At 32.5% G+C, this 25,412-nt stretch carries 28 protein-coding genes and 1 pseudogene; 18 read left to right on the forward strand and 11 right to left on the reverse strand.

The genetic code is table 11. The features are described from left to right. Positions 1-45 precede the first annotated feature (45 nt). The 3 genes and pseudogenes from GFJ94_RS03060 to rpmH form a co-directional block, all read right to left on the reverse strand. A pseudogene (locus tag GFJ94_RS03060) lies at positions 46-1,154 on the reverse strand (IS3 family transposase). Positions 1,155-1,391: 237 nt separating this feature from the next. Continuing rightward, positions 1,392-4,247, reverse strand: coding sequence for a carbamoyl-phosphate synthase large subunit (gene carB / locus GFJ94_RS03065; protein WP_153200124.1), 2,856 nt, complete (start codon positions 4,245-4,247; stop codon positions 1,392-1,394). Positions 4,248-4,458: 211 nt separating this feature from the next. Beyond that, a complete protein-coding gene (gene rpmH / locus GFJ94_RS03070) occupies positions 4,459-4,620 on the reverse strand; it encodes a 50S ribosomal protein L34 (protein ID WP_007136275.1) in 162 nt (53 codons plus the stop codon). Between the two features lie 168 nt (positions 4,621-4,788). Here rpmH and GFJ94_RS03075 point away from each other — a divergent pair, with 168 nt between their 5' ends. Both GFJ94_RS03075 and GFJ94_RS03080 read left to right on the forward strand, forming a co-directional pair. Then, positions 4,789-5,304, forward strand: coding sequence for a DUF2892 domain-containing protein (locus GFJ94_RS03075; protein WP_153200125.1), 516 nt, complete (start codon positions 4,789-4,791; stop codon positions 5,302-5,304). Between the two features lie 139 nt (positions 5,305-5,443). Then, positions 5,444-6,142, forward strand: coding sequence for a redoxin domain-containing protein (locus tag GFJ94_RS03080; protein ID WP_153200126.1), 699 nt, complete (start codon positions 5,444-5,446; stop codon positions 6,140-6,142). 102 nt (positions 6,143-6,244) lie between these two features. On the opposite strand, the gene GFJ94_RS03085 is transcribed toward GFJ94_RS03080, so the two are convergent. From GFJ94_RS03085 to GFJ94_RS03095, 3 genes are read right to left on the reverse strand one after another with little or no spacing between them, the layout of a single operon-like run. Next, entirely contained in the window at positions 6,245-6,613 is a 369-nt protein-coding gene (locus GFJ94_RS03085; protein WP_153200209.1) for a sulfite exporter TauE/SafE family protein, read from the reverse strand. Between the two features lie 7 nt (positions 6,614-6,620). Further along, on the reverse strand, positions 6,621-7,514 hold the full coding sequence (locus GFJ94_RS03090; RefSeq protein ID WP_153200127.1) for a lytic transglycosylase domain-containing protein: 894 nt from the start codon (positions 7,512-7,514) through the stop codon (positions 6,621-6,623). A gap of 2 nt (positions 7,515-7,516) precedes the next feature. After that, positions 7,517-8,179, reverse strand: coding sequence for an alpha/beta fold hydrolase (locus GFJ94_RS03095; RefSeq protein ID WP_203228640.1), 663 nt, complete (start codon positions 8,177-8,179; stop codon positions 7,517-7,519). 51 nt (positions 8,180-8,230) lie between these two features. Here GFJ94_RS03095 and GFJ94_RS03100 point away from each other — a divergent pair, with 51 nt between their 5' ends. Then, positions 8,231-8,512, forward strand: a complete 282-nt coding sequence (locus tag GFJ94_RS03100) for a GNAT family N-acetyltransferase (protein ID WP_153200129.1) — start codon at positions 8,231-8,233, stop codon at positions 8,510-8,512. A gap of 48 nt (positions 8,513-8,560) precedes the next feature. On the opposite strand, the gene GFJ94_RS03105 is transcribed toward GFJ94_RS03100, so the two are convergent. Continuing rightward, positions 8,561-8,794, reverse strand: coding sequence for a hypothetical protein (locus GFJ94_RS03105; protein ID WP_153200130.1), 234 nt, complete (start codon positions 8,792-8,794; stop codon positions 8,561-8,563). A 120-nt stretch (positions 8,795-8,914) separates the two neighbouring features. Beyond that, positions 8,915-10,078, reverse strand: a complete 1,164-nt coding sequence (locus GFJ94_RS03110; RefSeq protein ID WP_153200131.1) for a class I SAM-dependent RNA methyltransferase — start codon at positions 10,076-10,078, stop codon at positions 8,915-8,917. A gap of 110 nt (positions 10,079-10,188) precedes the next feature. On the opposite strand from GFJ94_RS03110, the gene GFJ94_RS03115 reads away from it, so the two are divergent. The 7 genes from GFJ94_RS03115 to GFJ94_RS03145 all read left to right on the forward strand — a co-directional run bounded on the left by GFJ94_RS03115 (position 10,189) and on the right by GFJ94_RS03145 (position 14,474). Next, the gene (locus GFJ94_RS03115; protein WP_153200132.1) at positions 10,189-10,932 is read left to right on the forward strand and encodes a cyclopropane-fatty-acyl-phospholipid synthase family protein; all 744 of its coding nucleotides are present in this window, start codon (positions 10,189-10,191) and stop codon (positions 10,930-10,932) included. Next, the gene (locus GFJ94_RS03120; protein ID WP_153200133.1) at positions 10,932-11,666 is read left to right on the forward strand and encodes a ZIP family metal transporter; all 735 of its coding nucleotides are present in this window, start codon (positions 10,932-10,934) and stop codon (positions 11,664-11,666) included. The genes GFJ94_RS03115 and GFJ94_RS03120 overlap by 1 nt, the downstream gene beginning before the upstream one ends. Before the next feature lie 64 nt (positions 11,667-11,730). Next, entirely contained in the window at positions 11,731-12,549 is an 819-nt protein-coding gene (murQ, locus tag GFJ94_RS03125) for an N-acetylmuramic acid 6-phosphate etherase (RefSeq protein WP_153200134.1), read from the forward strand. A gap of 7 nt (positions 12,550-12,556) precedes the next feature. After that, the gene (locus tag GFJ94_RS03130; protein WP_153200135.1) at positions 12,557-13,024 is read left to right on the forward strand and encodes a hypothetical protein; all 468 of its coding nucleotides are present in this window, start codon (positions 12,557-12,559) and stop codon (positions 13,022-13,024) included. Next, positions 13,024-13,260, forward strand: coding sequence for a DUF6095 family protein (locus GFJ94_RS03135; RefSeq protein ID WP_153200136.1), 237 nt, complete (start codon positions 13,024-13,026; stop codon positions 13,258-13,260). The genes GFJ94_RS03130 and GFJ94_RS03135 overlap by 1 nt, the downstream gene beginning before the upstream one ends. Positions 13,261-13,284: 24 nt before the next feature. Further along, positions 13,285-13,671 (forward strand): DNA topoisomerase IV, encoded by a 387-nt coding sequence (locus GFJ94_RS03140; protein ID WP_153200137.1) that lies wholly within the window; start codon positions 13,285-13,287, stop codon positions 13,669-13,671. 32 nt (positions 13,672-13,703) lie between these two features. Then, the gene (locus GFJ94_RS03145; protein ID WP_153200138.1) at positions 13,704-14,474 is read left to right on the forward strand and encodes a TerC family protein; all 771 of its coding nucleotides are present in this window, start codon (positions 13,704-13,706) and stop codon (positions 14,472-14,474) included. A 50-nt stretch (positions 14,475-14,524) separates the two neighbouring features. Here GFJ94_RS03145 and GFJ94_RS03150 read toward each other — a convergent pair whose 3' ends face one another. Together GFJ94_RS03150 and GFJ94_RS03155 are read right to left on the reverse strand one after the other, a co-directional pair. Beyond that, positions 14,525-17,242 (reverse strand): DNA gyrase/topoisomerase IV subunit A, encoded by a 2,718-nt coding sequence (locus tag GFJ94_RS03150; RefSeq protein ID WP_153200139.1) that lies wholly within the window; start codon positions 17,240-17,242, stop codon positions 14,525-14,527. Between the two features lie 74 nt (positions 17,243-17,316). Beyond that, positions 17,317-19,173, reverse strand: coding sequence for a DNA topoisomerase IV subunit B (locus tag GFJ94_RS03155; protein ID WP_153200140.1), 1,857 nt, complete (start codon positions 19,171-19,173; stop codon positions 17,317-17,319). Positions 19,174-19,431: 258 nt separating this feature from the next. Between GFJ94_RS03155 and GFJ94_RS03160 the strand changes: the two genes are divergently transcribed. The 8 genes from GFJ94_RS03160 to GFJ94_RS03195 all read left to right on the forward strand — a co-directional run bounded on the left by GFJ94_RS03160 (position 19,432) and on the right by GFJ94_RS03195 (position 24,641). Then, positions 19,432-20,319, forward strand: coding sequence for a WG repeat-containing protein (locus GFJ94_RS03160; RefSeq protein WP_238989429.1), 888 nt, complete (start codon positions 19,432-19,434; stop codon positions 20,317-20,319). A 20-nt stretch (positions 20,320-20,339) separates the two neighbouring features. Further along, on the forward strand, positions 20,340-21,071 hold the full coding sequence (locus GFJ94_RS03165) for a hypothetical protein (protein ID WP_153200142.1): 732 nt from the start codon (positions 20,340-20,342) through the stop codon (positions 21,069-21,071). 43 nt (positions 21,072-21,114) lie between these two features. Then, on the forward strand, positions 21,115-21,855 hold the full coding sequence (locus GFJ94_RS03170; protein ID WP_153200143.1) for a hypothetical protein: 741 nt from the start codon (positions 21,115-21,117) through the stop codon (positions 21,853-21,855). A 20-nt stretch (positions 21,856-21,875) separates the two neighbouring features. Next, a complete protein-coding gene (locus tag GFJ94_RS03175; protein WP_153200144.1) occupies positions 21,876-22,232 on the forward strand; it encodes a hypothetical protein in 357 nt (118 codons plus the stop codon). A gap of 21 nt (positions 22,233-22,253) precedes the next feature. After that, on the forward strand, positions 22,254-23,036 hold the full coding sequence (locus GFJ94_RS03180; RefSeq protein ID WP_153200145.1) for a hypothetical protein: 783 nt from the start codon (positions 22,254-22,256) through the stop codon (positions 23,034-23,036). A gap of 12 nt (positions 23,037-23,048) precedes the next feature. After that, the gene (locus tag GFJ94_RS03185; RefSeq protein ID WP_153200146.1) at positions 23,049-23,801 is read left to right on the forward strand and encodes a toxin-antitoxin system YwqK family antitoxin; all 753 of its coding nucleotides are present in this window, start codon (positions 23,049-23,051) and stop codon (positions 23,799-23,801) included. A 64-nt stretch (positions 23,802-23,865) separates the two neighbouring features. Then, positions 23,866-24,225 (forward strand): hypothetical protein, encoded by a 360-nt coding sequence (locus GFJ94_RS03190; RefSeq protein WP_153200147.1) that lies wholly within the window; start codon positions 23,866-23,868, stop codon positions 24,223-24,225. After that, the gene (locus GFJ94_RS03195) at positions 24,225-24,641 is read left to right on the forward strand and encodes a hypothetical protein (protein ID WP_153200148.1); all 417 of its coding nucleotides are present in this window, start codon (positions 24,225-24,227) and stop codon (positions 24,639-24,641) included. Before GFJ94_RS03190 ends, GFJ94_RS03195 begins: the two co-directional genes overlap by 1 nt. A 51-nt stretch (positions 24,642-24,692) precedes the next feature. Here GFJ94_RS03195 and GFJ94_RS03200 read toward each other — a convergent pair whose 3' ends face one another. Then, positions 24,693-25,358, reverse strand: a complete 666-nt coding sequence (locus tag GFJ94_RS03200; RefSeq protein ID WP_153200149.1) for a hypothetical protein — start codon at positions 25,356-25,358, stop codon at positions 24,693-24,695. Positions 25,359-25,412 lie beyond the last annotated feature (54 nt).

Below are 25,412 nucleotides of genomic sequence, written 5' to 3' on the forward strand. Positions count from 1 at the left end.
TGAGTTGTCCTATAAAAGGTTGACTCGTTAATAATTCAAATATAGTTAAATCGTAACAGAATTAATTCTGTTACGATTTATTTTTTTCCATTGTTTTAAATGGATTGTTTTTTGTTGATGTGCTTGGTTTGGAGTTATCATATTAATTGATATATGTATTCTAATATTGTTTTTCTTTAACAAATCGGTATACTCGTTACTGCAATATTGTAAACCTCTATCAGAATGGTGAATGAGTTGATTTTTAGTTTTTCTGTCAATAAAAGCCATTTCTAAAGCTTTTACTGTAGTTGAACTCATTAAATTATCTGATAGTTGATAACCAACAATTTTCTTGGAACAAGCATCTGTGAGTAAATGCAAATAATATGTTTTCTCTTTTGTTCGTAAATAAGTTATATCAGCAACCCAAACTTGCTCAGATCTGTTAAGTACTAAATTGCTAATTAAATTTGGATAGCGATTCATCCAATGTCTTGAGTTTGTTGTTTTGTAATATCTTCGAACTTTAGGAACTTGTAAATATTCCAATTTTAAAAAATCTAAAAAATTATCTCGACCAATTGATATATCATATTTTATAAATTCATCCTGTAACATTACATGAAGTTTTTTACCACCTGTTCGGGGTAATTGCTTACGAATATTAACTACTAAACTTCGTAATAATTCTGAATTGTATTTAGGTCCTTTTACCTTTGACTTTCGCTTGTAAAATGCTTGTTTTGTGTATCCAAATAGTTCGCATAACTCATAAGTAGTTAATGAACTATTTACATTTATTTCTTCGACTGCTTAGAACCAGACTTTTTTACAATATCAACTTTAAGTTCACGTTCGGTTATTTCAATAAATCGTTTGAATACTTTTAATTATTCTTCTTTTTTTGCCAATTGAGCTTCTAACTCTTTTATACACTGTTGTTGAGGATCTTTCATAGGACGACCAATAGTTAATTTATCTTCATAGGTAAATTTACCATATTTTTTTTTCCATCTTGGTATACAACTACTACCTAAAATAGTGTAGCGTCTTCGAAGCTCGGCTTTTGTGAATAAACCCCTTTCAAATTCACTTACAACTTGACGTTTAAATGCTTCGTTATAAATTTGTGGGGTACTCGGAATTTTTGAAATTTTCTTTTTTGTTGACATATTAAGTAATATTTAGTCAACTTTTTTCAGGACGAGACAACACTAAAAGACCTCATTTTAGTTTAAATATGAAAACACCTAACTTTGTATACGAAAAAACCAGTGAAGTTAACGTCACTGGTTTTAATTAATTTATTGTAAAATTTGTCAACCTATTTTAGGACGACTCAAAAACAAGATATCTATCCTTCATTATTAGGTACAGCCATGTTAGTTTTTGTAAAATTGGATGGCATATTACTTTGTTAAGTACATTTTTCTTCGAGCATACAAATCATAGAATTGATCGTCTTTTAAATCGTCTATGAATAAGATGCTTTCTCCGGTTGATTTCATTTCTGGTCCTAATGCTTTGTTTACATTTGGAAATTTACTGAAAGAGAATACCGGTTGCTTAATCGCATATCCTTTTAATTGTGGATTGAAATCAAAATCGGTTACTTTATTGTGACCTAACATTACTTTTGTGGCATAATTTACATACGGTTCGCCATATGCTTTTGCAATAAACGGCACCGTACGAGAAGCTCTTGGATTGGCTTCAATAATATAAACTGTATCGTCTTTTATCGCAAACTGAATATTGATTAAACCTACTGTTTGTAGAGCTCTTGCGATTTTTTCCGTGTGGTCTTTAATTTGTTGCATTACAAATTCACCCAAGTTAAATGGTGGCAAAGTCGCATTACTATCACCCGAGTGTACTCCACAAGGCTCAATGTGCTCCATAATTCCTATGATGTACACATTTCCATCAGCATCACAAATGGCGTCTGCTTCTGCTTCGATAGCGCCATCTAAATAATGGTCTAACAGTAATTTATTTCCTGGAATCGATTTTAATAAATCAATTACGTGTTCTTCTAATTCTTGTTTGTTGATTACGATTTTCATTCCTTGTCCACCTAATACATACGAAGGACGAACTAATAATGGGAAGTCTAACGAATCTGCTAATACCGAAGCTTCTTCCGCACTTTCTGCAATTCCAAACTTAGGAAATGGAATGTTTAATTTGGTTAACAAATCTGAGAAACGTCCTCTATCTTCCGCTAAATCCAAAGCATCGAATGAAGTTCCTAAAATTTTGATTCCGTATTTGGCTAATTTTTCAGCTAATTTTAAAGCTGTTTGTCCACCCAACTGAACAATTACACCTTCTGGTTTTTCGTGTTGGATAATGTCGTAAATATGCTCCCAAAAAACAGGTTCGAAATATAATTTGTCTGCCGTATCAAAATCGGTAGAAACCGTTTCTGGATTACAGTTAATCATGATAGTCTCATAACCACATTCTTTAGCAGCTAAAACCCCATGAACACAAGAATAGTCGAATTCAATTCCTTGTCCAATTCTATTTGGTCCCGAACCTAAAACTACTACTTTTTTCTTATCAGTAACTATACTTTCGTTGTGAACGTATTTAGTTCCGTCTGCTTTTTCAATTTCGGCTTCAAAAGTCGAGTAGAAATAAGGTGTAACTGCTTTAAATTCTGCCGCACACGTATCTACTAATTTATAAACACGTTTGATATTTTGCTCTTCACGCAATTTGTGAACTTGACTTTCCAAACAACCCATCATATGAGCAATTTGACGGTCACCGTAGCCTTTTTGTTTTGCTTCTAAAAGCAATTCTCTTGGTAACGTATCAACTTTATAATTCGAAATTTCTCTTTCTAAGTGAAATAATTCTTCATATTGCTTTAAGAACCACATGTCTATTTTAGTAATCTCATGAATTCTGCTTAATGGAATTCCCATTGCAATTGCATCATAGATTACGAAAACACGGTCCCAACTCGCGAAAGTTAATTTTTCGATAATTTGTTCGTAGTTTTTATAACCTTTTCCATCTGCACCTAACCCGTTGCGTTTGATTTCTAACGACTGAGTAGCCTTATGAAGCGCTTCTTGGAACGAACGTCCAATTCCCATTACTTCCCCTACCGATTTCATTTGAAGTCCTAACGTACGGTCTGAACCTTCAAATTTGTCGAAGTTCCATCTTGGTATTTTTACGATTACATAATCTAACGTTGGTTCAAATAAAGCCGAAGTTGATTTTGTAATTTGATTTTGTAACTCATCTAAGTTGTATCCTAAAGCTAATTTCGATGCGATTTTAGCAATTGGGTAACCCGTAGCTTTTGACGCTAATGCCGAAGAACGCGATACACGAGGATTGATTTCAATCGCTACAATATCTTCTTTATCATCAGGTGAAACGGCAAATTGAACGTTACAACCTCCAGCAAAATTTCCGATAGAGCGCATCATTAAAATCGCCATATCACGCATTTTTTGGAATGTGGTATCTGATAATGTCATAGCTGGCGCAACTGTAATCGAATCACCAGTATGAATTCCCATTGGGTCCATATTTTCAATCGTACAGATAATAACCACGTTGTCATTACTATCGCGTAATAATTCCAACTCATATTCTTTCCAACCCATTAAAGCCTTGTCAATCAATACTTCGTGAATTGGTGATGCTTCTAAACCATAGGTTAAGGCACCGTCAAAATCTTCTTTTTTGTAAACAATTGCTGCTCCAGTTCCTCCTAAAGTAAACGAAGGACGGATTACTAATGGAAAACCAAATTCCTGAGCTATTTCTTTTCCTTGTAAGAAAGAATTAGCCGTTTTAGCAGGTGCTTGCGGAATTCCGATTTTATTTAATAGATTTTTGAATTGTTCTCTATCTTCGGTAATATTGATGGCATTGATATCTACACCAATTAAACGCACTCCAAAATCTTTCCAAATTCCTTTTTCATCTGCTTCAATCGCTAAATTAAGTGCAGTTTGACCTCCCATTGTTGGTAAAACAGCATCAATTTGCGGATGTGCTTTTAAGATTTCGATGATTGATTTTGTAGTAAGCGGTTTTAAGTAAACATGATCGGCCATTGATGGGTCGGTCATGATGGTTGCAGGATTCGAGTTAATTAAGATAACTTCAATTCCTTCTTCACGAAGTGAACGAGCCGATTGAGAACCTGCGTAGTCAAATTCGCAAGCTTGACCAATAACAATAGGTCCTGATCCAATAATTAATACCGATTTGATTGTTGTGTCTTTAGGCATTTTTTGTTGTTTTAATTCCGCTACGCTCCATTCAGTTCGGCGCGCCTCGGGTGTTGTTGTGGGTTGTAGTTATATTTCGATTATAAAATTACTAATTTCCAAAGAGTTGCATTAAATTGAACATCAAAACTTATTCAAATTTTATAAACAGTTTAAAAAAAAGCCGCTACTAATAAAAGTAACGGCTGATATATTGTTTTAAGCTAAAACATTATTTTTTGTGTCTTGGTTCGCAAGAAACAGTTAACTTATGTCTTCCTTTAGCTCTTCTACGAGCAAGCACTTTTCTTCCATTAGCAGAAGCCATTCTATCCATGAAACCGTGCTTATTTCTTCTTTTTCTTTTTGATGGTTGAAACGTTCTCTTACTCATTGTAGTATCTTTTAAAATCTATAAATAAAAATCTTTTTTAAAACTCATAGGTTTCCTATCCTGAAAACCGAGTGCAAATATACAAAGACTTTTTTCATTCGCAAGTACTTTTTTAAAAATATTTTTAATTCATTTTATTATCTTTGCAGTCAACAAATATACACTATAATGTTTCATAAAAATATCAAATTAGTTCTTGCCGCTTTAATTATAGCATTTGGAATTTATCAATTTACAGAAAGTAATATCGGAAATGGTATCTTTTTGTTGTTATTCTCTACTATTTTTATTTTCTTATACTTTAAAAATGAGTTTATTTTATTGGCGTTTTTAAAATTAAGAAAACAAGATTTCCCTGGCGCACAAAAATGGTTGTCTTACATTAAAAACCCTGAAGCTGCTTTAGTACAAAAACAACAGGGTTATTTTAATTACCTTCACGGATTAATGGTTTCGCAAACAAATTTAAACGAAGCTGAAAAATATTTCAAAAAAGCTATTTCATTAGGATTATCAATGGATCAAGATTTAGCTTTGGCAAAATTACAATTAGCAGGAATTGCAATGACACGTAGAAGAAAAATTGAAGCTACTAATTTATTGAATGAAGCCAAAAAATTAGACAAGCAAAATATGCTAAAAGATCAGATTAAAATGATGAAAGAACAAATGAAAAAAATGTAACTATTTCATTTTCAACACACAAAAGCACCTTAAAAGGTGCTTTTTTTGTTGATTTAACGAGTATTTTGTGCTTTTGAACGAGTTTTAAATAGTTAACTAATTAGATTTCATAACTTTATGTTGGAAAAATATAAAAGCTATGAAAAAATTATACTTACTTCCGCTATTAATATTTTATTCTTTGAGTTGTTTTGCAACAAAAGATTCTATTGTTACATTCTCAACAGCTATTAAAAAAAATATTAAACAATATATTAGCTATAGCAACAAAGCTTATTCAAAAAAAGAATACTCAAAAGCTACATTTCTATATGACTCATTAGTTTCTAATACATTAATTGGAACAAAATTCGATGATTTTTCGTTTAAAAGAATTGGAAAAAAGAGATTACAATTGAGTTCAATTAAAATTCCAAGTTTAATTTTTACTTATGCCTCATGGTGTGTTATTGAAAAAGGAGAAATTTCGGCATTGAATAAAATGGCACAAGACTATAAAGGAAAAATTAAAATTGTTGTTATTTTTTGGGATAAAAAGCAAAATATGAAAAAGATAGCTCAAAAATTTAATAATCAAATTGAAGTTTGCTATGCTCATGAATGCTATACCAAAGATCAATTAGCCATAAAACTATTAAAAAAAACACTAGGATTTCCAACATCTTATTATTTAGATGCTACAAAAACCGTAGTTTCTATTAAAAAAAGAAGCTCAAAACCATTGTATAAAATAGATTTTAAAAGTTCATTTGATAATTGTTTGACAGCTTTGAATACAGACATAAATTCATTATTGGTTGCCAATAGTTTAAACGAAACAAGATTAGCTACGCATTAATAATTTTATTTTCTTCCACATAGAAAACAGTTTAGAGACATTACAATGTTTTCATAGTCTCATCCTTTAATTACAATACAACTGACTTTCTATGTGGATTTTTTATTTTTCTAAAAGCATTTTTCCAGCGATCAAAAGCAAGATAACACCAAATATTTTCTTTAACATTTTTTGATCTAATCCAATAGCTATTTTACTTCCAAAAAAACCACCAATTACAAAAAATACTGCAATAATTGCAGCATAACGCCAATCTATGTGACCTTCTTTATAGTAAGTATAAACCGCAACTGCTGTAACAGGAACGACTAAAACCGCTAAACTAGTTCCCTGTGCTTGATGTTGATTAAATCCTAAAAGTAAAACCAACAAAGGCACCATAACTACACCGCCTCCTACTCCAACCAATCCGCTTAAGATTCCTGCTAAAACACCTATTAATACTAAAGATAGAACTACTTGAATATCCATTGGGCGCTTATTGTTTGTTATATCCTGAAGTTGGGATTTCGATTTCATATTTTTTACCTGTTGTAACCGTTAATTTTTTATCTCGCAACCAAGGATTGTGAATTTTTAAAATCTTATAATTCACACCTTGTGTTTTGGCAAATTTTGCTAAATCAGTTATTGTTGTATCAATTACAATTTTTTTAGTTGGAATAGCGTAATATAACGCTTCATTAGGGATTTTAAATCCGTATTTATCTGAATTTTTCATAATTTCTTTCAGAGCTAAAATTCGGAAAACATAACGCGAAGTTTCTTCTGTAAGCAATAAATCATAGTAATTATCTACTTGTTGTTCTTTCATTTTATTACTAATTCCTGCCATTCCACCATTATAAGAAGCTGCAGCTAATGTCCAAGAACCAAATTTTTCTTTAGCACTTAATAAATATTTACAAGCTGCTTCAGTAGATTTTTCCAAATGATAACGCTCGTCTACATCAGCGCGAACCTCCATACCAATTTCTTTTGCAGTTGCAGGCATAAATTGCCAAACCCCTCTTGCTCCAGCGGGCGAAACAGCATTTACCAGACTACTTTCAATTACTGCCAAATATTTAAAATCATCGGGAATTCCATATTTTGTTAAAATAGGTTCAATAATAGGAAAAACTTTATTCGCACGTTTGATAACCAAAGTAGTATTGGTATGATAATTCATATTGGTAATCATTTCTTTATCCAAACGCTCCTGAACATCAGCAATGAATGTTGGTACCTCCTCTCCAGAAAAATCCATTTTCAAATTATATCCTACAGGAGAAAACTTTGCTTTATCTGAAACTACTCCATAAATAAGGAAACTTGCCAATGCAGCAACCATTCCAATAATTACGCCCTTCTTCGTCATATACTTTTTCATCTTTATTCGTTTAGAATTAATTTAGGCAATTTTTCGTTCAACCACTTGAACTTATTAATTATCATAATATGTGTTCCGCCTTTAATCACAATACAGTTTAGAATGTGTTTTATTGGAAAAACTTCATCTGCATCACCATGAATATGAATTACGGTTTCGTTTACCTCTTTTTGTTTCCAACACAATATAGTCTCAATTGCCCAATCTAAATATTTCTTATCTCGAACCGATAGATATTTTTCATATAACTTCAATCGTTTGGCTACAATATTATCACCAAATGCATATTTAACCAATTTTTCAATATCTGCCAAGAGTTGGGTTGGAATTAACTTATACGCTTTTGTCGTCTTCGCGACTTTAAAACGAGGAGGAAATTCGGTATTTGATTTAACGCTTGAAATAATGATTACTTTTCGCGTTTTAATATGCTTTGCCATTTCCTGAACTAAAACACCACCAAAAGAAACTCCAACTAAAACCGGATTTTCATCTTGAATTTTCTCAGTCATTCGGAGCGCGTAACTTTCGATACTTTCTTTATCATTGGGCAAAAACCATTCCAAAAAATGCATTTCAAATTGGTCTTCTGGTAATTTTATGTTTTCAAAAATTGTTGGACTTGCCGCCAAACCTGGCATGAAATAAACTGGAATCTTACTCATTACCATTATATTAAAAAAGTTTCGTAAATTTGCACTCTAATTGAAGTTTTCATGGAAATCAAAGATAATGAACTTTTAAGACAATTTGAAATTATTACAGAAACTGGTTTGGTTGCAATTGAGTACTCTGTACAAGAACGCAAACTGTTTTTAACCAAATTTTGCAATAACAATAATGAAGATGAAGAGTTGCATCATGAATTTATTAAAACCGTACTAGAACTAGCTGAAGAACGAAAACTAAAAGTGGTGCCAACGCACGCAAAGTTCATAAGTTTCTTTAGAAAAAACAGAAAATATCGAGAGCTTTTGCCTCCTGGTATTAAAATTTAATTTTTTATTAAAAACAAATAAAATCACTTCCCTTATTAGTTTTTTTTACTATTCAATTTCTTTCACACCTTTAATAAAAAACCACTTCATGTAGATTTTTTCACCGTTGTGGGTTTTAATCGCTTGGAACTTAGGAGCTAAAATTAAAGCTACCATAAAAGCGGTCATTGGTATCCAAAGTCCATTCAAATGCGTAAATTCATCTACCAAATATAATGTTGGTAAATAAATCACGACAAATCCTAAGAAGTTATATAAGAATGATTTTACTTTTTTGCTCATTGTTTATAATGTTTAATTGTTAAATCGATAAATTGTTGAATCGAAAACGTATCTGTCATTCTGAACTCGTTTCAGAATCTATCTAAAGAAGCTGAAACGAGTTCAGAATGACAAAAAATGTTACTCTTCAGTATTCATATACTTTCCTTTCTTACTGCCTTCGTACATTTCGTATTTCACCAAACGTGCTTCAAGCTTTCCATTGAAAAGTTTAATTTTTCTACTTGGTTTTAAGCCTACGAATTTCAAAGCTTCTAAATTGGCTGTGATGAACCAAGCGTTGGTATTTGGATAATTTTGTTTTAAAGTGTCACCAATTTCTCTGTAAAAACGCTCCATATCTATATCCAAACGCTCACCATAAGGCGGATTGAATACCATGTATAATGGTCCTTCGGTTTCTTTTTTAGAATCGAAGAAGTTTTCGTTGGTAATCGTAATATATTCGTCTAAATTGGCGTTTCTAACATTGTCTTTTGCTTTAGCAACCGCACTTGGCGCTTTGTCATAGCCTGTAATCGTATAATGAAATTCGCGTGTTTTCTTTAATAACGATTCCATAATATTATCAAATAATTCCGCATCCCAATCTTTCCATTTTTCAAAACCAAATTCCTTACGATTAATATTCGCTGGTACGTTACAAGCAATCATTGCAGCTTCTGCCAAAATAGTTCCTGAACCACACATTGGGTCTAGGAAATGGCTTTTCCCTTCCCAACCCGATAAAATCAACATTCCTGCTGCTAAAACTTCGTTTATTGGAGCAATATTCGTAGCCGTACGATAACCTCTATGATGCAACGAAGCACCCGAAGAATCTAAGGAAACCGTCACATTATCTCTATCAATATGCACATGAATTTGTAAATCTGGAAAATCTTTATCAATACTTGGACGCTTTCCGTTCAAATCTCTAAATTGATCCACAATCGCATCTTTGGTTTTCAAAGCCACAAACTGACTGTGATTGAAGTTTTCAGAATGCAACGTAGTATCTACTAAAAACGTATTGTGTTCAGTCAAATAATCCGACCAATCAATCGCTCTAATACCTTCATACAAGGCTTTGTCGTTATGCGCTTTAAAGGTTTTGATAGGTTTTAAGATTTTTAAAGCCGTACGAAGCGCCAAATTGGCTTTGTACATAAATCCTTTATCGCCTTTAAAACTCACCACACGTGTACCGATTTCCACTTGTTGTGCGCCAAGAATTTGCAATTCTCTAGCTAATATTTCTTCAAAACCAAAGAAGGTTTTGGCAGTCATTTTATAATTTTCCATTCTTAAATTTCAAGTTCAATTGCAAAAAACAATTGCAATAGCAATAATTAAGGTATTCTTTTGCAAAAATACATTAAATTTGCAAGATTAATTTGCCAGAAAAAGAATAAATGTCAGAAATTCAAAAGCCTGTATCGGAAAATTGGTTCGAATCTTGGTTTGATACCGAATATTATCACATTTTATATAAGGAACGCAACGACGAAGAAGCGCAATTGTTAATGGATAATTTGACGCATTATTTAAACCTTCCAGAAGACGCTAAAATCTTAGATTTAGCTTGTGGAAAAGGTCGTCATGCGATTTACTTAAATTCGTTAGGTTTTGATGTTACTGGTGCTGATTTATCTGAAAACAGTATTAAAGAAGCATCTGAATTTGCGAATGAAAAACTGCATTTCAAAGTGCACGATATGCGCGAAACGTGTAACGAAAAGTACGATGCTATTTTCAATTTATTCACCAGTTTTGGTTATTTTGAAGACGATGCCGACAATTACAAAACCATCAAAGCCATTCACAATAGTTTAACTGAAACAGGTTTTGCAGTAATCGATTTTATGAATGTGGATTATGTTTTGGAAAATTTGGTTGCAGATGAAGTAAAATCGGTAGACGGGATTGATTTTCACATCAAACGTTATTTGAAAGACGGACATATTTATAAAGAAATTGATTTTGAAGATAAAGGTGAAAAGTTTCATTTCACCGAAAAAGTGCAAGCACTTCGTTTAGAAGATTTTGAAAAAATGATGGAAGAAGCTGGCATTTATCTTTTGGATATTTTTGGCGATTATAAATTGCGAAAATTCTTTAAAACACAATCTGAACGTTTAATTATGATTTTTAAATAATGCAATATATCATCACCTTTTCAGCCGTTATTTTAGGGTTTTTAATCGCTTTGTTTTTAAAACCTCAAAAGAAAAAAAACATCAAGTTATTGTTGGCATTTAGTGGTGCGTTTTTACTTTCGCTTACTGTTTTACACTTACTTCCCGAATTATTTAGCGAAGGACATAATCACAATCACGAAGGAGAAGAAGCGCATGCCACATTACCGGTTGGTGTATTTATCATGATTGGTATTTTGTTCCAAATCTTATTGGAATTTTTCTCAAAAGGTGCTGAACATGGTCACGTTCACGTACACACCGATGAACATAACGAATTGCATCACATTCCGTGGTTGTTGTTTATTAGTTTGTGTATTCACGCCTTGTTAGAAGGTTTTCCAATTCACGAAAACAACAATTTAGCCTACGGAATTGCGGTTCACCACTTCCCTATCGCAATTATTTTGACTTTATTTTTCGTCAATGCGAAGATGAATAAAATGATGATTTTTGCTTTTATGTTTTCCTTCGCATTAATGACACCGCTTGGAACTTTATTAGCGGAAAAAATGCATTTTGCCCAACATTACTCTAAAGAAATTTCGGCTGTGGTAGTTGGGATTTTATTTCACATTTCGTCTACTATCATTTTTGAAAGCAACGAAGGTCACAAATTCAATTTAGCAAAAATTACCATGATTGTCTTTGGTTTTGTTTTGGCTTACATTATTGAAATGGGACATTCTCATTAATCGTTGACCAATTCAAAACATTTGAAAATAACTTTGTAACTTAGCTACTTTGTAACTATAAAACATGAACTTTACCAAAACCACTGAACAAGCTTCCAAATACGAACATTTAGAAAAAATGTCGGTTACTGATTTGTTGACGAATATCAACAACGAAGACAAAACAGTTCCGTTAGCTGTAGAAAAAGCATTGCCACAAATTGAAAAATTAGTGACTGAAATCGTTTCGAAAATGAAACAAGGTGGTCGTTTGTTTTACATTGGAGCAGGAACTTCAGGACGTTTAGGAATTGTAGATGCTTCAGAATGTCCGCCTACGTTTGGAGTTCCGTTTGATTTGGTTATTGGAATTATTGCTGGTGGTGATACTGCGATTAGAAAAGCAGTAGAATTTGCCGAAGACGACAGAGAACAAGCTTGGAAAGATTTACAACATTGGAACATCAATGAAAATGATATAGTTGTTGGAATTGCAGCTTCAGGAACGACACCTTATGTAATTGGTGGATTGGAAATGTGCAATCAAAATAACATCAGCACCGGAAGTATAAGTTGCAATGCCAAAAGTCCTTTATCAAAAACAGCACAATTTCCGATAGATGTGGTAGTTGGACCTGAATTTGTAACAGGAAGTTCACGCATGAAAGCTGGAACGGCTCAGAAGTTGGTTTTGAATATGATTTCGACTGCAACTATGATTCAATTAGGCAAAGTAAAAGGCAACAAAATGGTCGATATGCAATTGAGCAACACCAAATTAATTGATAGAGGCACGAGAATGATAATGGAGGAAATTCCAGTAAGTTATGAAGAAGCCAATCAATTATTAACCACACATGGAAGTGTTAGAAATGCAGTAGAATTTTATAATAACAACAAATAAAAACATCATGAAACAATTCTTTTTAATCGTAGCAATATTAGGTTTTTCAATATCTTTTGCTCAAAAATTAGAGTATACAAACGGCAAAATCTTTCAAGATGGAGAGCAATTATCTTCATTTGAAACCAAAAATATCATGAAAACCGATTTAAAAGCGTTGCATTTATTCAAAAAGGCAAAAACTAAAGAATCGCTTGGAGGCTTTATTTTAGGATTAGGAATTGGAGGAACTGTTGCCGATTTAGTAATGGGATTAACATCTGAGAATAAAAAATATCCTTCAGCAATTACATATGCTGGTGTTGGATTAATGGCAGTTTCAATCCCTATTTTATCTGGAAGAAAGAAAATGATTGAGAAAAGTATTGATACATATAATAGCGGTTTACAAGAACAACAAAAAACATTAGGCGATAATTTTGAATTAAATATTGTAAATAATTCTAATGGTGTTGGACTTCGAATCAATTTCTAATGGCAACCGATAAAAACATATTAGCAAAAGGAGTAAAATACCTTTCAGGCGCTTTGCCTTTATTATTTCTTGGGCCAATAATTATAAATAGTGCTTTTAAAAACCAAGAAAGCCCATTGTATCCTTATGTTTTAGGATTAGGAATCATAATTGCATTAGCTGCTATGCTTTTAATTTTTAAAGGAATTACAACTTTGGTAAAAAGTATGTTTGATGGAGATAAACAAGGGCAATAACAAATTCAATATCAAAAATCAAATATGAAATTCAACTTACAATATTCTATTTGCAGTTTTTTACTAATCACTTTGCTAACTTCTTGCTACAATCAAGAACGAAATTGTACTGATTTTAAAACCGGTAAATTTACTTCAAAAACTGAAATTGAAGGTAAAAAATATACCAGTACTTTTGAGCGAAACGATTCGATTCAGATAGAAACATACGAAGGTAAAATAGATACTTTTAAAGTACGATGGACGAACGATTGCGAATATATAATGCAAAACGTACATCCAAAAAACAGGGAAGAGAAAAAAGCGGTTCAAATGAAAATTTTGACAACAAACGGAAACTCATACACTTTTGAATATTCATTTGTTGGCGATTCAAAAAAGCAACGTGGTACTGTAACAAAACAAAATTAATAACGTATAACAAGTTTTAAACTATAACATAAATGGAAGTTTTCTTAAACCCAGATGCTTGGATAGCACTTTTAACTTTAACTTTTTTAGAAATCATTTTAGGTATCGATAACATCATTTTTATTTCAATTGTTACCGGAAAATTACCTCAAGAAAAACGTAAAAGAGCAACCCGAATTGGATTATTTTTAGCCATGTTCATGCGAATAGCCTTACTTTTTGGAATTACAATTTTAATTGCTATGAAAGCGCCATGGTTTAGCTTTGATTTTGGTTGGTTCTCTGCTGAAATTACTGGTCAAGCATTGATATTACTACTTGGAGGATTGTTTTTAATTTATAAAAGCACCAAAGAAATTCACGAAAAAGTTGACCACAAAGGCGAAGAAGAAAAAGAAATGAAAACTACGGCAACCAAATCATTTGCAAGTGTGATTGGTCAAATTTTATTAATTGATATCATTTTCTCTGTAGATAGTATCTTAACTGCCGTAGGTATGACAAACGGCATAGAAGGTGCATTAGTAATTATGATTACAGCAGTAGTAATTTCTGTAGGAGTCATGATGTTATTTGCTGTCCCTGTTGGAAATTTCGTTAATGCCAATCCATCTATCCAAATTTTAGGATTAGCTTTCTTAATCTTAATCGGATTCATGCTAATTACCGAAAGTATGCACTTATCTCATGCTGAATTAGCTGGGCAACATGTTGGTGCTGTTCCAAAAGGATATTTGTACTTTGCAATTGCGTTCTCTTTAGCTGTAGAATTCATCAATATGAAAATGCGTAAGAAAAATTAATTATAAAAAATGTCCCTAAAATTTAGGGACATTTTTTTTATTATCACTTATTAATCTAAGCTCAACGTGATTTGACCATCATCGTCTAACTCTATATTAAAGTCTTGAATATCTACACCATCCGATTCCTCCGATTGTGAAGAATTTATAGCTTCAGGTTCATCCAACACTTCTTCGTAAGGCAACGGATCTAATAAATTGATTTGTTTCAGTTTATCTGTAGTTAATTGGTTACCCAAAGCCTTGATTCCTTTAACCGCAATAAATTGTTCTAAATCAATTGTTTGATTTTCTTTCTGAACTCCTTTTACTTTGGCAAAAATGACTTCAGCAACTGGACGCCAATCAGTAGAAACAATTTCTAATTGCGATTTTTCGTGTTCGGTGATGAAAATTTCCTCTTTATTTTCGTTTTCAACCAAGAAACGTTTTACAAAATAACGGTCTTTGTCGCCACAATAATAAATACACGAAACAGGTTTATTTGGATTCCATTTTTCCAACACAATCATGTCTTCGTCGAAATGTGTTGTCAATTCTGGAATAATGGTTTTCAATTTTCCGGATTGATTTACAATCAACAAGCGATCATTTGGACGGAATTCGCCTAACAACTCACCTCTTCCATCTACGTTTAAGCGTTGTACAGTATCATCAAACCAAACTTTTCTTGGTCGCAAAGTTGAAATTCCTTTCTCTTTTAACTCGATTTTTTTGATTGGATATTTGGTTACAGTATTTCCACGTGAAGCTCTTCCTTTGATTGCAATATCCGAGAAATCGACATCCCATTTCAGTTTTTTCACGCTTCCTACTTGACGTAATAAAATCGTAACTACTTCTGCTTCTCCATTTGGATTCGCTGAAAAATACGACACCATTGAACCTGGCTTTTCTTGTGTTAAATCGTAAAATTTATCACGAGTCACACCTGAAACATTGAAACGTTTGATGAAAGTCGAACCGTTTTTACCATCACGATACATCATGTTGTAAATGGTTCGTTTGTCGTTTTTATCAAAAACCGCGATGTGAATAATATCTTTTCCAACGAATTTTTTATCATCTACTTTTGCCACCATCATTTTTCCATCGCGAAGGAAAACAATTACATCATCAATATCTGAACAATCAGCAACGTATTCGTCTTTCTTTAAACCGGTTCCAAAGAAACCTTCTTCACGATTTACATAAAGTTTTGTGTTTCGTAAAACCACTTTTGTAGCTTCAATAGTATCAAAACTTCTTAATTCGGTTTGACGTTCGCGCCCTTTTCCGTATTTGTCTTTTAGTTTTTGGAAGAAATCAATGGTATAATCAATAATATGATCCAAATGATACTTCACTTGTTCCATTTCGGCTTCCAATTTCGAAATCGCTTCATCCGCTTTATCCGAGTCGAAACGCGTGATACGAATCATTGGAATTTGCGTCAATTTTTGCAAATCATCATCGTTAATTTCACGAACAAATGATTTTAAAAACGGCTCAAATCGGTCATACATATATTTATACAACGATTCTCTGTCGGAATACAATTTGAAGTCGATGTACATTTCCTCACGAATGAAAATCTTTTCTAACGTAGAGAAATGCCATTTATTTTCTAATTCGTCTAACTGAATTTCTAATTCGCGTTTTAGCAAATCAACCGTTCTATTGGTCGAAATCTTCAGCATATCCGAAACCCCAATAAACAATGGTTTGTTATTCTCAATTACACATCCTAATGGAGCAACTGATGTTTCACAAGCTGTAAAAGCATACAAAGCATCAATCATTTTATCTGGAGAAACACCTGCCGGCAAATGAATTAAAATTTCAACCTCAGCAGCTGTATTGTCTTCAATTTTCTTGATTTTGATTTTCCCTTTTTCGTTGGCTTTCAAAATACTATCAATCAATGTTGACGTATTGGTTGAAAACGGAATTTGGGTAATCACCAAAGTTTGTTTGTCTAATTGACCGATTTTTGCACGCACACGCACACGTCCACCACGTAATCCATCATTATAATTGGAAACATCAGCAATACCTGCGGTTGGAAAATCAGGAAATAAGGTAAAAGGTTTCCCTTTTAATATTTTTATAGAAGAATCTATTAATTCGTTAAAATTGTGAGGTAACACTTTGGTCGATAAACCTACGGCAATACCTTCTGCTCCTTGCGCTAACAACAAAGGAAACTTTACCGGAAGATTAATTGGTTCGGCACGACGACCATCGTATGACATTCCCCATTCGGTAATTTTTGGCGAATACAACACATCGTGACCAAATTTTGAAATTCGGGCTTCGATGTAACGGGAAGCTGCGGCACTATCTCCTGTTAAGATATTTCCCCAGTTTCCTTGCATGTCGATGATTAGGTCTTTTTGTCCAATTTGCACCATGGCATCGCCAATACTCGCATCTCCGTGAGGGTGATACTGCATGGTGTGACCCACGATATTCGCCACTTTATTGTAACGACCGTCATCTAACTCTTTCATGGAGTGCATAATACGACGTTGCACGGGTTTAAACCCATCTTCAATCGCAGGAACTGCACGTTCTAGAATTACATACGAAGCATAGTCCAAAAACCAATCTTTGTACATTCCTGTAACTTTGGTAATGGTGTCTTCTGGGTTTTCGTTGTTTTCGTAAAAATGATGTCCCGTTGAAACACGAATATCGTCAAAACCTTCCTCGTTAGTGGATTGGTCTTGGTTCTCGAAATTTTCGTCTTCGTTTGGAATAATGTTATCTTCTTCTTCGTCTTTCATTTTTATGCTGAATTATTTTCAGTATACTTTTTTAAATTCAAAATCACTGCTCACTATAAACTGAACACTGAACACTAATTTTTCTCCACTACATCCAACTCTACTTTCAAATTATTGATAATAAACTCTTGTCGGTCAGGGGTGTTTTTACCCATGTAAAACTCTAACAAGGTTTCAATTGAAGTGGCTTTATCTAACATGACTGGATCTAATCGAATGTCTTGACCGATGAAATGCTTGAACTCATCTGGCGAAATTTCTCCTAATCCTTTGAATCGTGTGATTTCTGGTTTTGGTTTTAGTTTTTCAATGGCGTTTACGCGTTCTTCTTCGCTGTAGCAATAAATCGTTTCTTTTTTATTTCGCACACGGAACAAAGGCGTTTGTAAAATATACAAATGGCCGTCTTTAATCAACTCAGGGAAAAACTGCAAGAAAAACGTAATCAACAACAAGCGAATGTGCATACCATCGACATCGGCATCGGTTGCAATTACGATATTGTTGTAACGCAAATCGCCCATGTCTTCCTCGATGTTTAATGCGGCTTGTAATAAATTGAATTCCTCGTTTTCATACACAATTTTCTTGGTCATTCCATAAGAATTCAAAGGCTTACCACGTAAACTGAACACCGCTTGTGTATTCACATCACGACTTTTAGTAATGGAACCCGAAGCCGAATCTCCCTCGGTAATAAAAAGAGTACTTTCTAAACTTCTTGGGTTTTTAGCATCGGTTAAATGCACACGACAATCGCGTAATTTTTTATTGTGAAGACTGGCTTTTTTAGCTCGGTCTTTGGCTAATTTTCTAATACCTGAAAGTTCTTTACGTTCTCGTTCAGCTTGTAAAATCTTACGCAATAACGCATCGGCAACTTCTGGATTTTTATGTAAAAAATTATCTAACTTCGTTTTGATGAAATCATTTACAAATGAACGAACCGAAGGTCCATTCGGACCAATATCGGTAGAACCTAATTTGGTTTTAGTTTGCGATTCGAAAACAGGTTCTTCCACTTTAACAGCAATAGCGGAAACAATAGATTTACGAATATCCGAAGCTTCAAAAGGTTTGTTGTAAAACTCTTTGATGGTTTTTACAATCGCCTCACGAAAAGCACCTAAATGCGTTCCTCCTTGCGTAGTATTTTGTCCGTTAACAAACGAATGATATTCTTCTGAATATTGCGATTTACTGTGTGTAATAGCCACTTCGATATCGTCGCCCAACAAATGAATCGTTGGATACACCATATCGTCTTCGTGAATGGCTTCTTCTAATAAATCTTTTAAACCGTTATCTGAAAAATACTTTTCACCATTGTAATAAATGACTAATCCCGTATTTAGATAACAGTAATTTTTGAGCATCTTGATGATGTACTCATTACGGTATTTGTAGTTCTTGAAAATCGCCTCATCAGCAATAAACGAAACTTTGGTTCCTTTACGCTTGGTTGTTTCTTGAACGTCTTCTTCTAAGGTTAGATTTCCGGCAGAGAATTCCGCTGCTTTTTGTTGGTTATCACGTACCGATTCTACTCGGAAATAATTGGAAAGTGCATTTACGGCTTTTGTTCCGACACCATTTAAACCTACGGATTTTTTGAAGGCTTTGGAATCGTATTTTCCACCTGTATTCATTTTGGAAACTACATCAACGACTTTTCCTAACGGAATGCCTCGACCATAATCGCGAACGGTTACCAATTTATCTTTGATTGTTACCTCAATAGTTTTACCTGCACCCATAACGAATTCATCGATACAGTTGTCCATAACTTCCTTTAACAGAATATAAATACCATCATCTGGTGACGAACCATCACCTAGCTTTCCGATATACATACCAGGACGCATACGAATATGTTCTTTCCAATCGAGGGAACGTATATTGTCTTCGGTATATTGATTTTGCTCTAACATAGACAGAATTTGGATTTTGTGCAATATAACATATATCTCGAAATTTTAAAAGTATCAATTTGAGAAGTTATTGAGAAGTTATTGACAAGTTGTTTTTTTATATTTAAATTGTTTTTTTTTATATTTGATATAGTTTATTGATTAAAAACGTAATAAAATATGACAAACTCTTTTAAAATCAAAATTTTATTTTTGTTGACTCTGTATTCTGGATTTATATTCTGCCAAGAAAATTTCAATACAGAAATCTTGAAAAAATTGAAAGCAAAAAAAATTGAATGGGGCTATTTTGGAGGTGACGAAGTAGCTAAAATTTATAAAAACAAAAAGTGGGGATTGTATGCTATTTCTGCATATGATAAAGATAATATCGAAATAAACACAATTATTCAACCCAAATTTGACTCCTTAGGTTGGTTTGACGATAAACCTTTTGCTATTGTAAAAAACAAAAATAAATACGGAATACTTCTAAATCCGTATGAAATTGAAAATGCAGCAAATAAAGTAGAATGCAAATTTTCTAAAATTCTCATAAAAAAAAAAGAAGCATATTACACACTGGTTAAAGAGAATAATCTTTGGGGATTAGCCGATTGGTTTGAGCAAGAAATTATTATAGACTGCATATACAAAACACCTGATGAAGTGCCACTTCAAAATGTTTCTCCTTGGGAAATTGCCATAATTAAAAGAGCAAAAAAACAACTAGAGTGCGATGTAATTCTATTTGATTCGGGCAACGGAGATGGCGTTTTTAAAGGCAGAAATAAAAACACCAAAAAATGGGGAATGTATCAAGATTTAGAGGGCGCGGAAATTAAAACATTAATTCCTGCAAACTACGATGATATAACATTCTTCTCATGGAATGGAAAATTTACCGCTGTAACTCAAAATGGTAAAATTGGCTTCTACTTATCTAAATTTAGCTATGGCGAACAAACCAAACAATCGGTTTCTTGTATGTATGACGATTACAAATTATACGATCATAATAATGTAATTAAACTCGCTTGTTTAAGAGACGATAATTGGGGTTGGGTAGATTGGCTAACTGGCGAAGAACGCAGCGAATTCAAATACAAAACCCAAGAAGCATTACCCTACCCTGCTTATGTGCAAAAAGAATGGATTGAAGAATAAATTATTAGAAAATCAAGACAATGAAAACACTTAAAATTTTATTTATTATACTTGGACTTGCCACTTTTAGTAGCATGCAAGCAACTACACCCACGAAAGCAAACCAAGCACCGCACATTATTTTACTACAAAACCTGCAAACAGCGCTTGCTTCTGTTGAAAACAACCCTAACGACTGTGGCTGTAAACTAAAAGAATATATAGAAGAGTTTATAGCACTTTATCCTACACAAGCCTTATACCAAAACCCAGTGCAGGAATACACCCCTGAGCAAATTATAAATGCTGCGAAAGCTGCTTGTTATTATTTAGAACATTCTGTTACAAAAGGATTTAATGCTAGTAAACTTAAAGAAGAAATTGCAACACAAATCGGAGTCAATCCAAACAATGAGGACATTAACTCAATACTTTCAGATTTTTTAAATCAAAACAAAAATAAAATGATTTGTGCCAAGGATCCAAAAAGTACAACTAGTCGAGAAATGCATATCTTTAAATATGCAATTTTTAGAGGCATAATCGACCTCTATGACGACGTTTTATTTGATGATGAAGAGTTTGAGATAGATTTTAACGCTTTAGAAATTGTAAACGGCAAGCCTGAAACCCTCGTTGATTATATTGACAAAAAAATTGCTTCTGGTGACGCCAGCTCAAATACATTGAAGGGCATTCGAATGGATGTTGTTGACCTTGGTGGTAAAACCGGTCAGCAATTGATTGATAGCGGTGCATTTAAGATGAAATAATACCACAGCATTTGAAAATTATTAACTTAAATTTTAAACAGATATGAAAAAAAAACAAGTATTATTACTATTTATTTTACTTTTCTTTACCTTTTTTGTTAGAGCCATAAACCTGAAAGAAAAACCTTATACGTTGCAATTTCACAATAGCGCACTTCTACAAAACCTACAAACAGCGCTTGCCTCTGTTGAAAACAACCCTAACGACTGTGGCTGTAAACTAAAAGAATATATAGAAGAGTTCATAGCACTTTATCCTACGCAAGCCTTATACCAAAACCCAGTGCAGGAATACACACCTGAGCAAATTAAAAATGCGGCGAGTGCTGCTTGTGCATATCTTGAAGCTTCATTAAGAGAAGGTTTTAATGCAGGAAAATTCAAAGAAAAAATTGCAAATCAAATAGGACTAGATATAAACGATAAAGATTTCAATAAAAAGTTTTATGGATTTTTAAATCGGTATAAAAACAAAATGATTTGTGCCAAAGATCCAAAAAGTACAACTAGTCGAGAAAGGCATTTTTTTAAATATGCACTTTTTAGGGGAATTATTGATCTATACGATGATGTTTTATTTGATGATGAAGAGTTTGAAATTGATTTCAATGCCGTTGAAATGGTGGATGGTAAACCAGAAACTCTTGTTGATTATATCGATAAAAGAATTGCAACAGGAACTGGAATAGCAAATACACTCAAAGGTATTCGCATAGATGTAGTTGACCTTGGTGGTAAATCCGGGCAGCAATTGATTGATAGCGGTGCATTTAAGATGAAATAAAATGCTTTATAATAAATTTTATGATAGAAACGTTTCTTAAAAATAATTCCGAATCTGATGTAATGGAATGGCTAAAAAAGTTATATGCTAATGATGCGAAAATTTCAGAATACGATAAAATAAAATTACAGGAATACGAAACAGCTGATTATGCTCTTTTGGGTATAATTGGTTTAATCCTTGATAATAAAGCCAGAATTTTACTCGGCAAAAAACAAGTATATGATAAGGAAATTCAAGAAAAATGCAATCAGTATTCAATTTCGCAAAACGATTTAGCTGAAATAGCAAATAAGTATTTAGAAGATGATTTTAGCGAAGAAAGTGAATTTATTTTACGAAAAGTAATGCTTGAATATCCTAAAAACCAGAATTAGATAACTAAAAAAAGATTAAATATGAAAAAATTATTTTTATTATTAGTTTGTTTTGTTTTAACAATTGATTTAAATGCCCAATCTGCAGATGATTATAACTTAGAATATGACTTATCCAAAACAGGTTGTATCGAAGGTGATTGTGAAAATGGTTATGGAGTATATGTTAACGAAAAAGGAAAAGTATTTAAAGGTATTTGGAAAGAAAAAGCATTAGAAGGTGTCGCGCAAATTATTAACTATACATCTGGTGACCGTTATATTGGAGAAACTTCAAGAGGATATTATCATGGAATAGGAATTTATCTAAAGTCAAATGGATATGTATACTTTGGCAGTTGGAATTGGAATAAGAGCCAAGGAATTGGAGTTGCTTTTAAAGATGGTCAAGTAAATAAAGGGTATTTTAAAGATGGAACTTTTGTAAAAGACCAAATTCAAGGTGCTGTAGCTGGAATAGCGAATATAGATTTGTCAAAAAAGGGTTGTATATCAGGAGATTGTGTTAACGGATATGGAATTTTTGTATTTGATGATGGAGCAGTTTATTTTGGCACATGGAAAAATAAGCAATTAGAAGGAATTGGTTCATTTTATTTTAATTCGGGTTCTGTTTATTGCGGAGAATTTAAAAATGGAACATTTTATGGGTTTGGAGCTATAATGTACAATCCAGGACCTTCATTAGAGGCTTACATTGGAAATTGGATAAACAACAAAAAAAGTGGAGAAGGACTCTATATTTCTAAAGATGGAACTTATAAAAACGGTCAATGGAATAATGATGAATATAAGTCTAATTAAAACAAATAACATATGAAAACAGCAAAAATAACATATTTACTAATTTTTATTTCAGCTTTTTATAGCTCAGCACAAGAAATAAAAAATGATACAATTGTTGAAAAAGGAACATTTTCTATCGGAAAAAAAATCAATAATGAAAAAGAAGGATTGTGGAAAATTTACTTTGGTTATTCAAAGAATAATCTAATACTTTATCAAGAAGGCTCATATAAAAGTGACGAAAAAACTGGAAAGTGGACAACATACAAAGAAAATAAAGTTTTAAAAATTGAAAACTTTAAAAATGATGAATTGAATGGTGAAGAAATTTATTACTATGAAAATGGTAAAACACAATCCAAAGGCAGTTATCTTAACGATGAACCAGATGGAGAGCATATCTCGTATTACAAAAGTGGCAAAGTAAAATCTATTGCAAATTATTCAGAAGGTACAGAAAACGGTCAGTTTTTAGATTTCTTTGAAAATGGTAAAATAGAGTTTTCAGGTAATTTTATTAATGGTGTTGAAGAAGGCGAATTTGAGCACTTCAATAAAGATGGAAAAATACTAAACAAAGGTTCTTTTAAAAAAGGAGAAAAAATTGGAATTTGGACTGAAACGGAAGAAAAAAAAGGGGGTTTAGGCATTCCTGAAACAATTCGTGTTAATACGAAAAACTATTCCACAAACGAAGAAAACATAAAAATATATGATAAATTAACTGGCAAATTAGTTAGAACTGAATATTATAAAGATAGTAAATTATTAAAATCTAACTAATATTAATTAAATGACAAAGAAGATTTTGAACAAATTTTTAAATAATACACCATACTAGAAAAGAATGAAAAAAATAATTATTATTACAAGTTCCCTTTTATTAGCAATCCTTTTTTATGGCTTTAATAAAAAAACAGAAAACGTTGGTCCATCAGGTCCTGCCTATGTTGTCACTTGGCAAAATAAATATCAAAAATGGAATGCTGCTGGTCCTACGCAACATTTGCAATTTGCAGAAGATACAGAAGAATTGGCGATAGGTAGAGTTGCTAGCAAAAACAGAAAAGGATATAAATTAACCTTTTTTAAAGAATGTGGAAAATTTAGAGTTTACACCGTAGGTTTTAAATATGCAGGTTATGATTTTGATGCTATGGCCTATGTAAGAAATAAAGAAGGTTACTCATGTGACACTCCAAGATAGTGAAAATAAAAATAAATAATAAAGTTATTCCTTTATATGACGTATCATATAACGACGGCCTAAATTTTGGAAGAATCAATCAAATTGAAAATCAATTTACTGACTTTGTTTTAGAGCTTTCGTTTGAAGAGTTTACAAAATTAATACAGGAAGAATACAATATTTTAAAAAATGAAATAAAAGAAGATGACGATTTGTATAACGACTCATCTTCTTTTAAAGAAATTAATTATAAAGAATTGAAAGAAGTTTTGTATCACAATTCAGGTTTAGAACAAATTATAAAAGATTACTTAGACCGTATTATTTATGATAAATTATTCAAAACCATTGAACGAAAAACATATACTATTCAATCAACTCATTTTGTTGAAATTAACAATGACAAAATTATTATAGTCGGACAATGTTTTTAAAAACAAAAAAATACACTTTTATTTATCCTTTTTAATGATTTTCATAGCTTCTTATTTAAACAAGTAATTACTTTCGTACTCAAATCCTTCTTTTCGTAATAACTTTCTAAAATCGGCACGAGAAGGTGTTAAAACTACGTGAAGTGTGTCGTTTTCTTTCATTTCGGTTACAAAAGGAATTTTTAATTCATCCTTTAATTTTGTAAAATCTTTTTTGGTTCCAAGTTGAATATGTTTCATCCCTAAACTCGAAACTTTAATAATGCTTGTCACATAATTTTCATCCACTTTTTTATTCAAAACCAAAGAAGATTTATATTCTTTAGCGATTTCGTTTTCGGCAAAGGAAAAAATGGTATCCAAACGTTCTACTTCAAAAGCAACTGTATCGCCTTTAATAAATGTTTTATAACTTTTATTTTCTGATTTATCAAAAACTTGATTATTGCGCAATTCAAATTCGGGAATAGAATCTAATTCAGCTTTTAAAGCAGTTATGGTTTCAATTTCGTTGATGCATATATATTTTGGCGCAATAACTAATCGGTGAGAATAATCCATAGCATAGCTCCCTACAAACTTTTTAGGAAATTCGGTTATAGCATCAACATTTGTGGGCTGGGCTTCCGAAAAATAGATAAAACTATTATTTAAAGCAGATTTCTTACACGAAGTAAAAAAAAGGGTTGCTACTAAAAGGATTAGAAGATTTTTCATGGTAGTTTAATAGTTTGTTTTATTTTGCAAATACAAATGTTGTGCCACAAAAAA

It is taken from the genome of Flavobacterium sp. LMO8, from assembly GCF_009495755.1.
In the GTDB taxonomy this organism is placed as follows: Bacteria; Bacteroidota; Bacteroidia; order Flavobacteriales; family Flavobacteriaceae; genus Flavobacterium.

What these genes read in the sequence shown, in the direction of transcription:
- carB (WP_153200124.1), bottom strand. Translation starts at nt 4,247, where the DNA reads ATGCCTAAAGACACAACAATCAAATCGGTATTAATTATTGGATCAGGA.
- rpmH (WP_007136275.1), bottom strand. Translation starts at nt 4,620, where the DNA reads ATGAGTAAGAGAACGTTTCAACCATCAAAAAGAAAAAGAAGAAATAAG.
- GFJ94_RS03075 (WP_153200125.1), top strand. Translation starts at nt 4,789, where the DNA reads ATGTTTCATAAAAATATCAAATTAGTTCTTGCCGCTTTAATTATAGCA.
- GFJ94_RS03080 (WP_153200126.1), top strand. Translation starts at nt 5,444, where the DNA reads ATGAAAAAATTATACTTACTTCCGCTATTAATATTTTATTCTTTGAGT.
- GFJ94_RS03085 (WP_153200209.1), bottom strand. Translation starts at nt 6,613, where the DNA reads ATGGATATTCAAGTAGTTCTATCTTTAGTATTAATAGGTGTTTTAGCA.
- GFJ94_RS03090 (WP_153200127.1), bottom strand. Translation starts at nt 7,514, where the DNA reads ATGAAAAAGTATATGACGAAGAAGGGCGTAATTATTGGAATGGTTGCT.
- GFJ94_RS03095 (WP_203228640.1), bottom strand. Translation starts at nt 8,179, where the DNA reads ATGAGTAAGATTCCAGTTTATTTCATGCCAGGTTTGGCGGCAAGTCCA.
- GFJ94_RS03100 (WP_153200129.1), top strand. Translation starts at nt 8,231, where the DNA reads ATGGAAATCAAAGATAATGAACTTTTAAGACAATTTGAAATTATTACA.
- GFJ94_RS03105 (WP_153200130.1), bottom strand. Translation starts at nt 8,794, where the DNA reads ATGAGCAAAAAAGTAAAATCATTCTTATATAACTTCTTAGGATTTGTC.
- GFJ94_RS03110 (WP_153200131.1), bottom strand. Translation starts at nt 10,078, where the DNA reads ATGGAAAATTATAAAATGACTGCCAAAACCTTCTTTGGTTTTGAAGAA.
- GFJ94_RS03115 (WP_153200132.1), top strand. Translation starts at nt 10,189, where the DNA reads ATGTCAGAAATTCAAAAGCCTGTATCGGAAAATTGGTTCGAATCTTGG.
- GFJ94_RS03120 (WP_153200133.1), top strand. Translation starts at nt 10,932, where the DNA reads ATGCAATATATCATCACCTTTTCAGCCGTTATTTTAGGGTTTTTAATC.
- murQ (WP_153200134.1), top strand. Translation starts at nt 11,731, where the DNA reads ATGAACTTTACCAAAACCACTGAACAAGCTTCCAAATACGAACATTTA.
- GFJ94_RS03130 (WP_153200135.1), top strand. Translation starts at nt 12,557, where the DNA reads ATGAAACAATTCTTTTTAATCGTAGCAATATTAGGTTTTTCAATATCT.
- GFJ94_RS03135 (WP_153200136.1), top strand. Translation starts at nt 13,024, where the DNA reads ATGGCAACCGATAAAAACATATTAGCAAAAGGAGTAAAATACCTTTCA.
- GFJ94_RS03140 (WP_153200137.1), top strand. Translation starts at nt 13,285, where the DNA reads ATGAAATTCAACTTACAATATTCTATTTGCAGTTTTTTACTAATCACT.
- GFJ94_RS03145 (WP_153200138.1), top strand. Translation starts at nt 13,704, where the DNA reads ATGGAAGTTTTCTTAAACCCAGATGCTTGGATAGCACTTTTAACTTTA.
- GFJ94_RS03150 (WP_153200139.1), bottom strand. Translation starts at nt 17,242, where the DNA reads ATGAAAGACGAAGAAGAAGATAACATTATTCCAAACGAAGACGAAAAT.
- GFJ94_RS03155 (WP_153200140.1), bottom strand. Translation starts at nt 19,173, where the DNA reads ATGTTAGAGCAAAATCAATATACCGAAGACAATATACGTTCCCTCGAT.
- GFJ94_RS03165 (WP_153200142.1), top strand. Translation starts at nt 20,340, where the DNA reads ATGAAAACACTTAAAATTTTATTTATTATACTTGGACTTGCCACTTTT.
- GFJ94_RS03170 (WP_153200143.1), top strand. Translation starts at nt 21,115, where the DNA reads ATGAAAAAAAAACAAGTATTATTACTATTTATTTTACTTTTCTTTACC.
- GFJ94_RS03175 (WP_153200144.1), top strand. Translation starts at nt 21,876, where the DNA reads ATGATAGAAACGTTTCTTAAAAATAATTCCGAATCTGATGTAATGGAA.
- GFJ94_RS03180 (WP_153200145.1), top strand. Translation starts at nt 22,254, where the DNA reads ATGAAAAAATTATTTTTATTATTAGTTTGTTTTGTTTTAACAATTGAT.
- GFJ94_RS03185 (WP_153200146.1), top strand. Translation starts at nt 23,049, where the DNA reads ATGAAAACAGCAAAAATAACATATTTACTAATTTTTATTTCAGCTTTT.
- GFJ94_RS03190 (WP_153200147.1), top strand. Translation starts at nt 23,866, where the DNA reads ATGAAAAAAATAATTATTATTACAAGTTCCCTTTTATTAGCAATCCTT.
- GFJ94_RS03200 (WP_153200149.1), bottom strand. Translation starts at nt 25,358, where the DNA reads ATGAAAAATCTTCTAATCCTTTTAGTAGCAACCCTTTTTTTTACTTCG.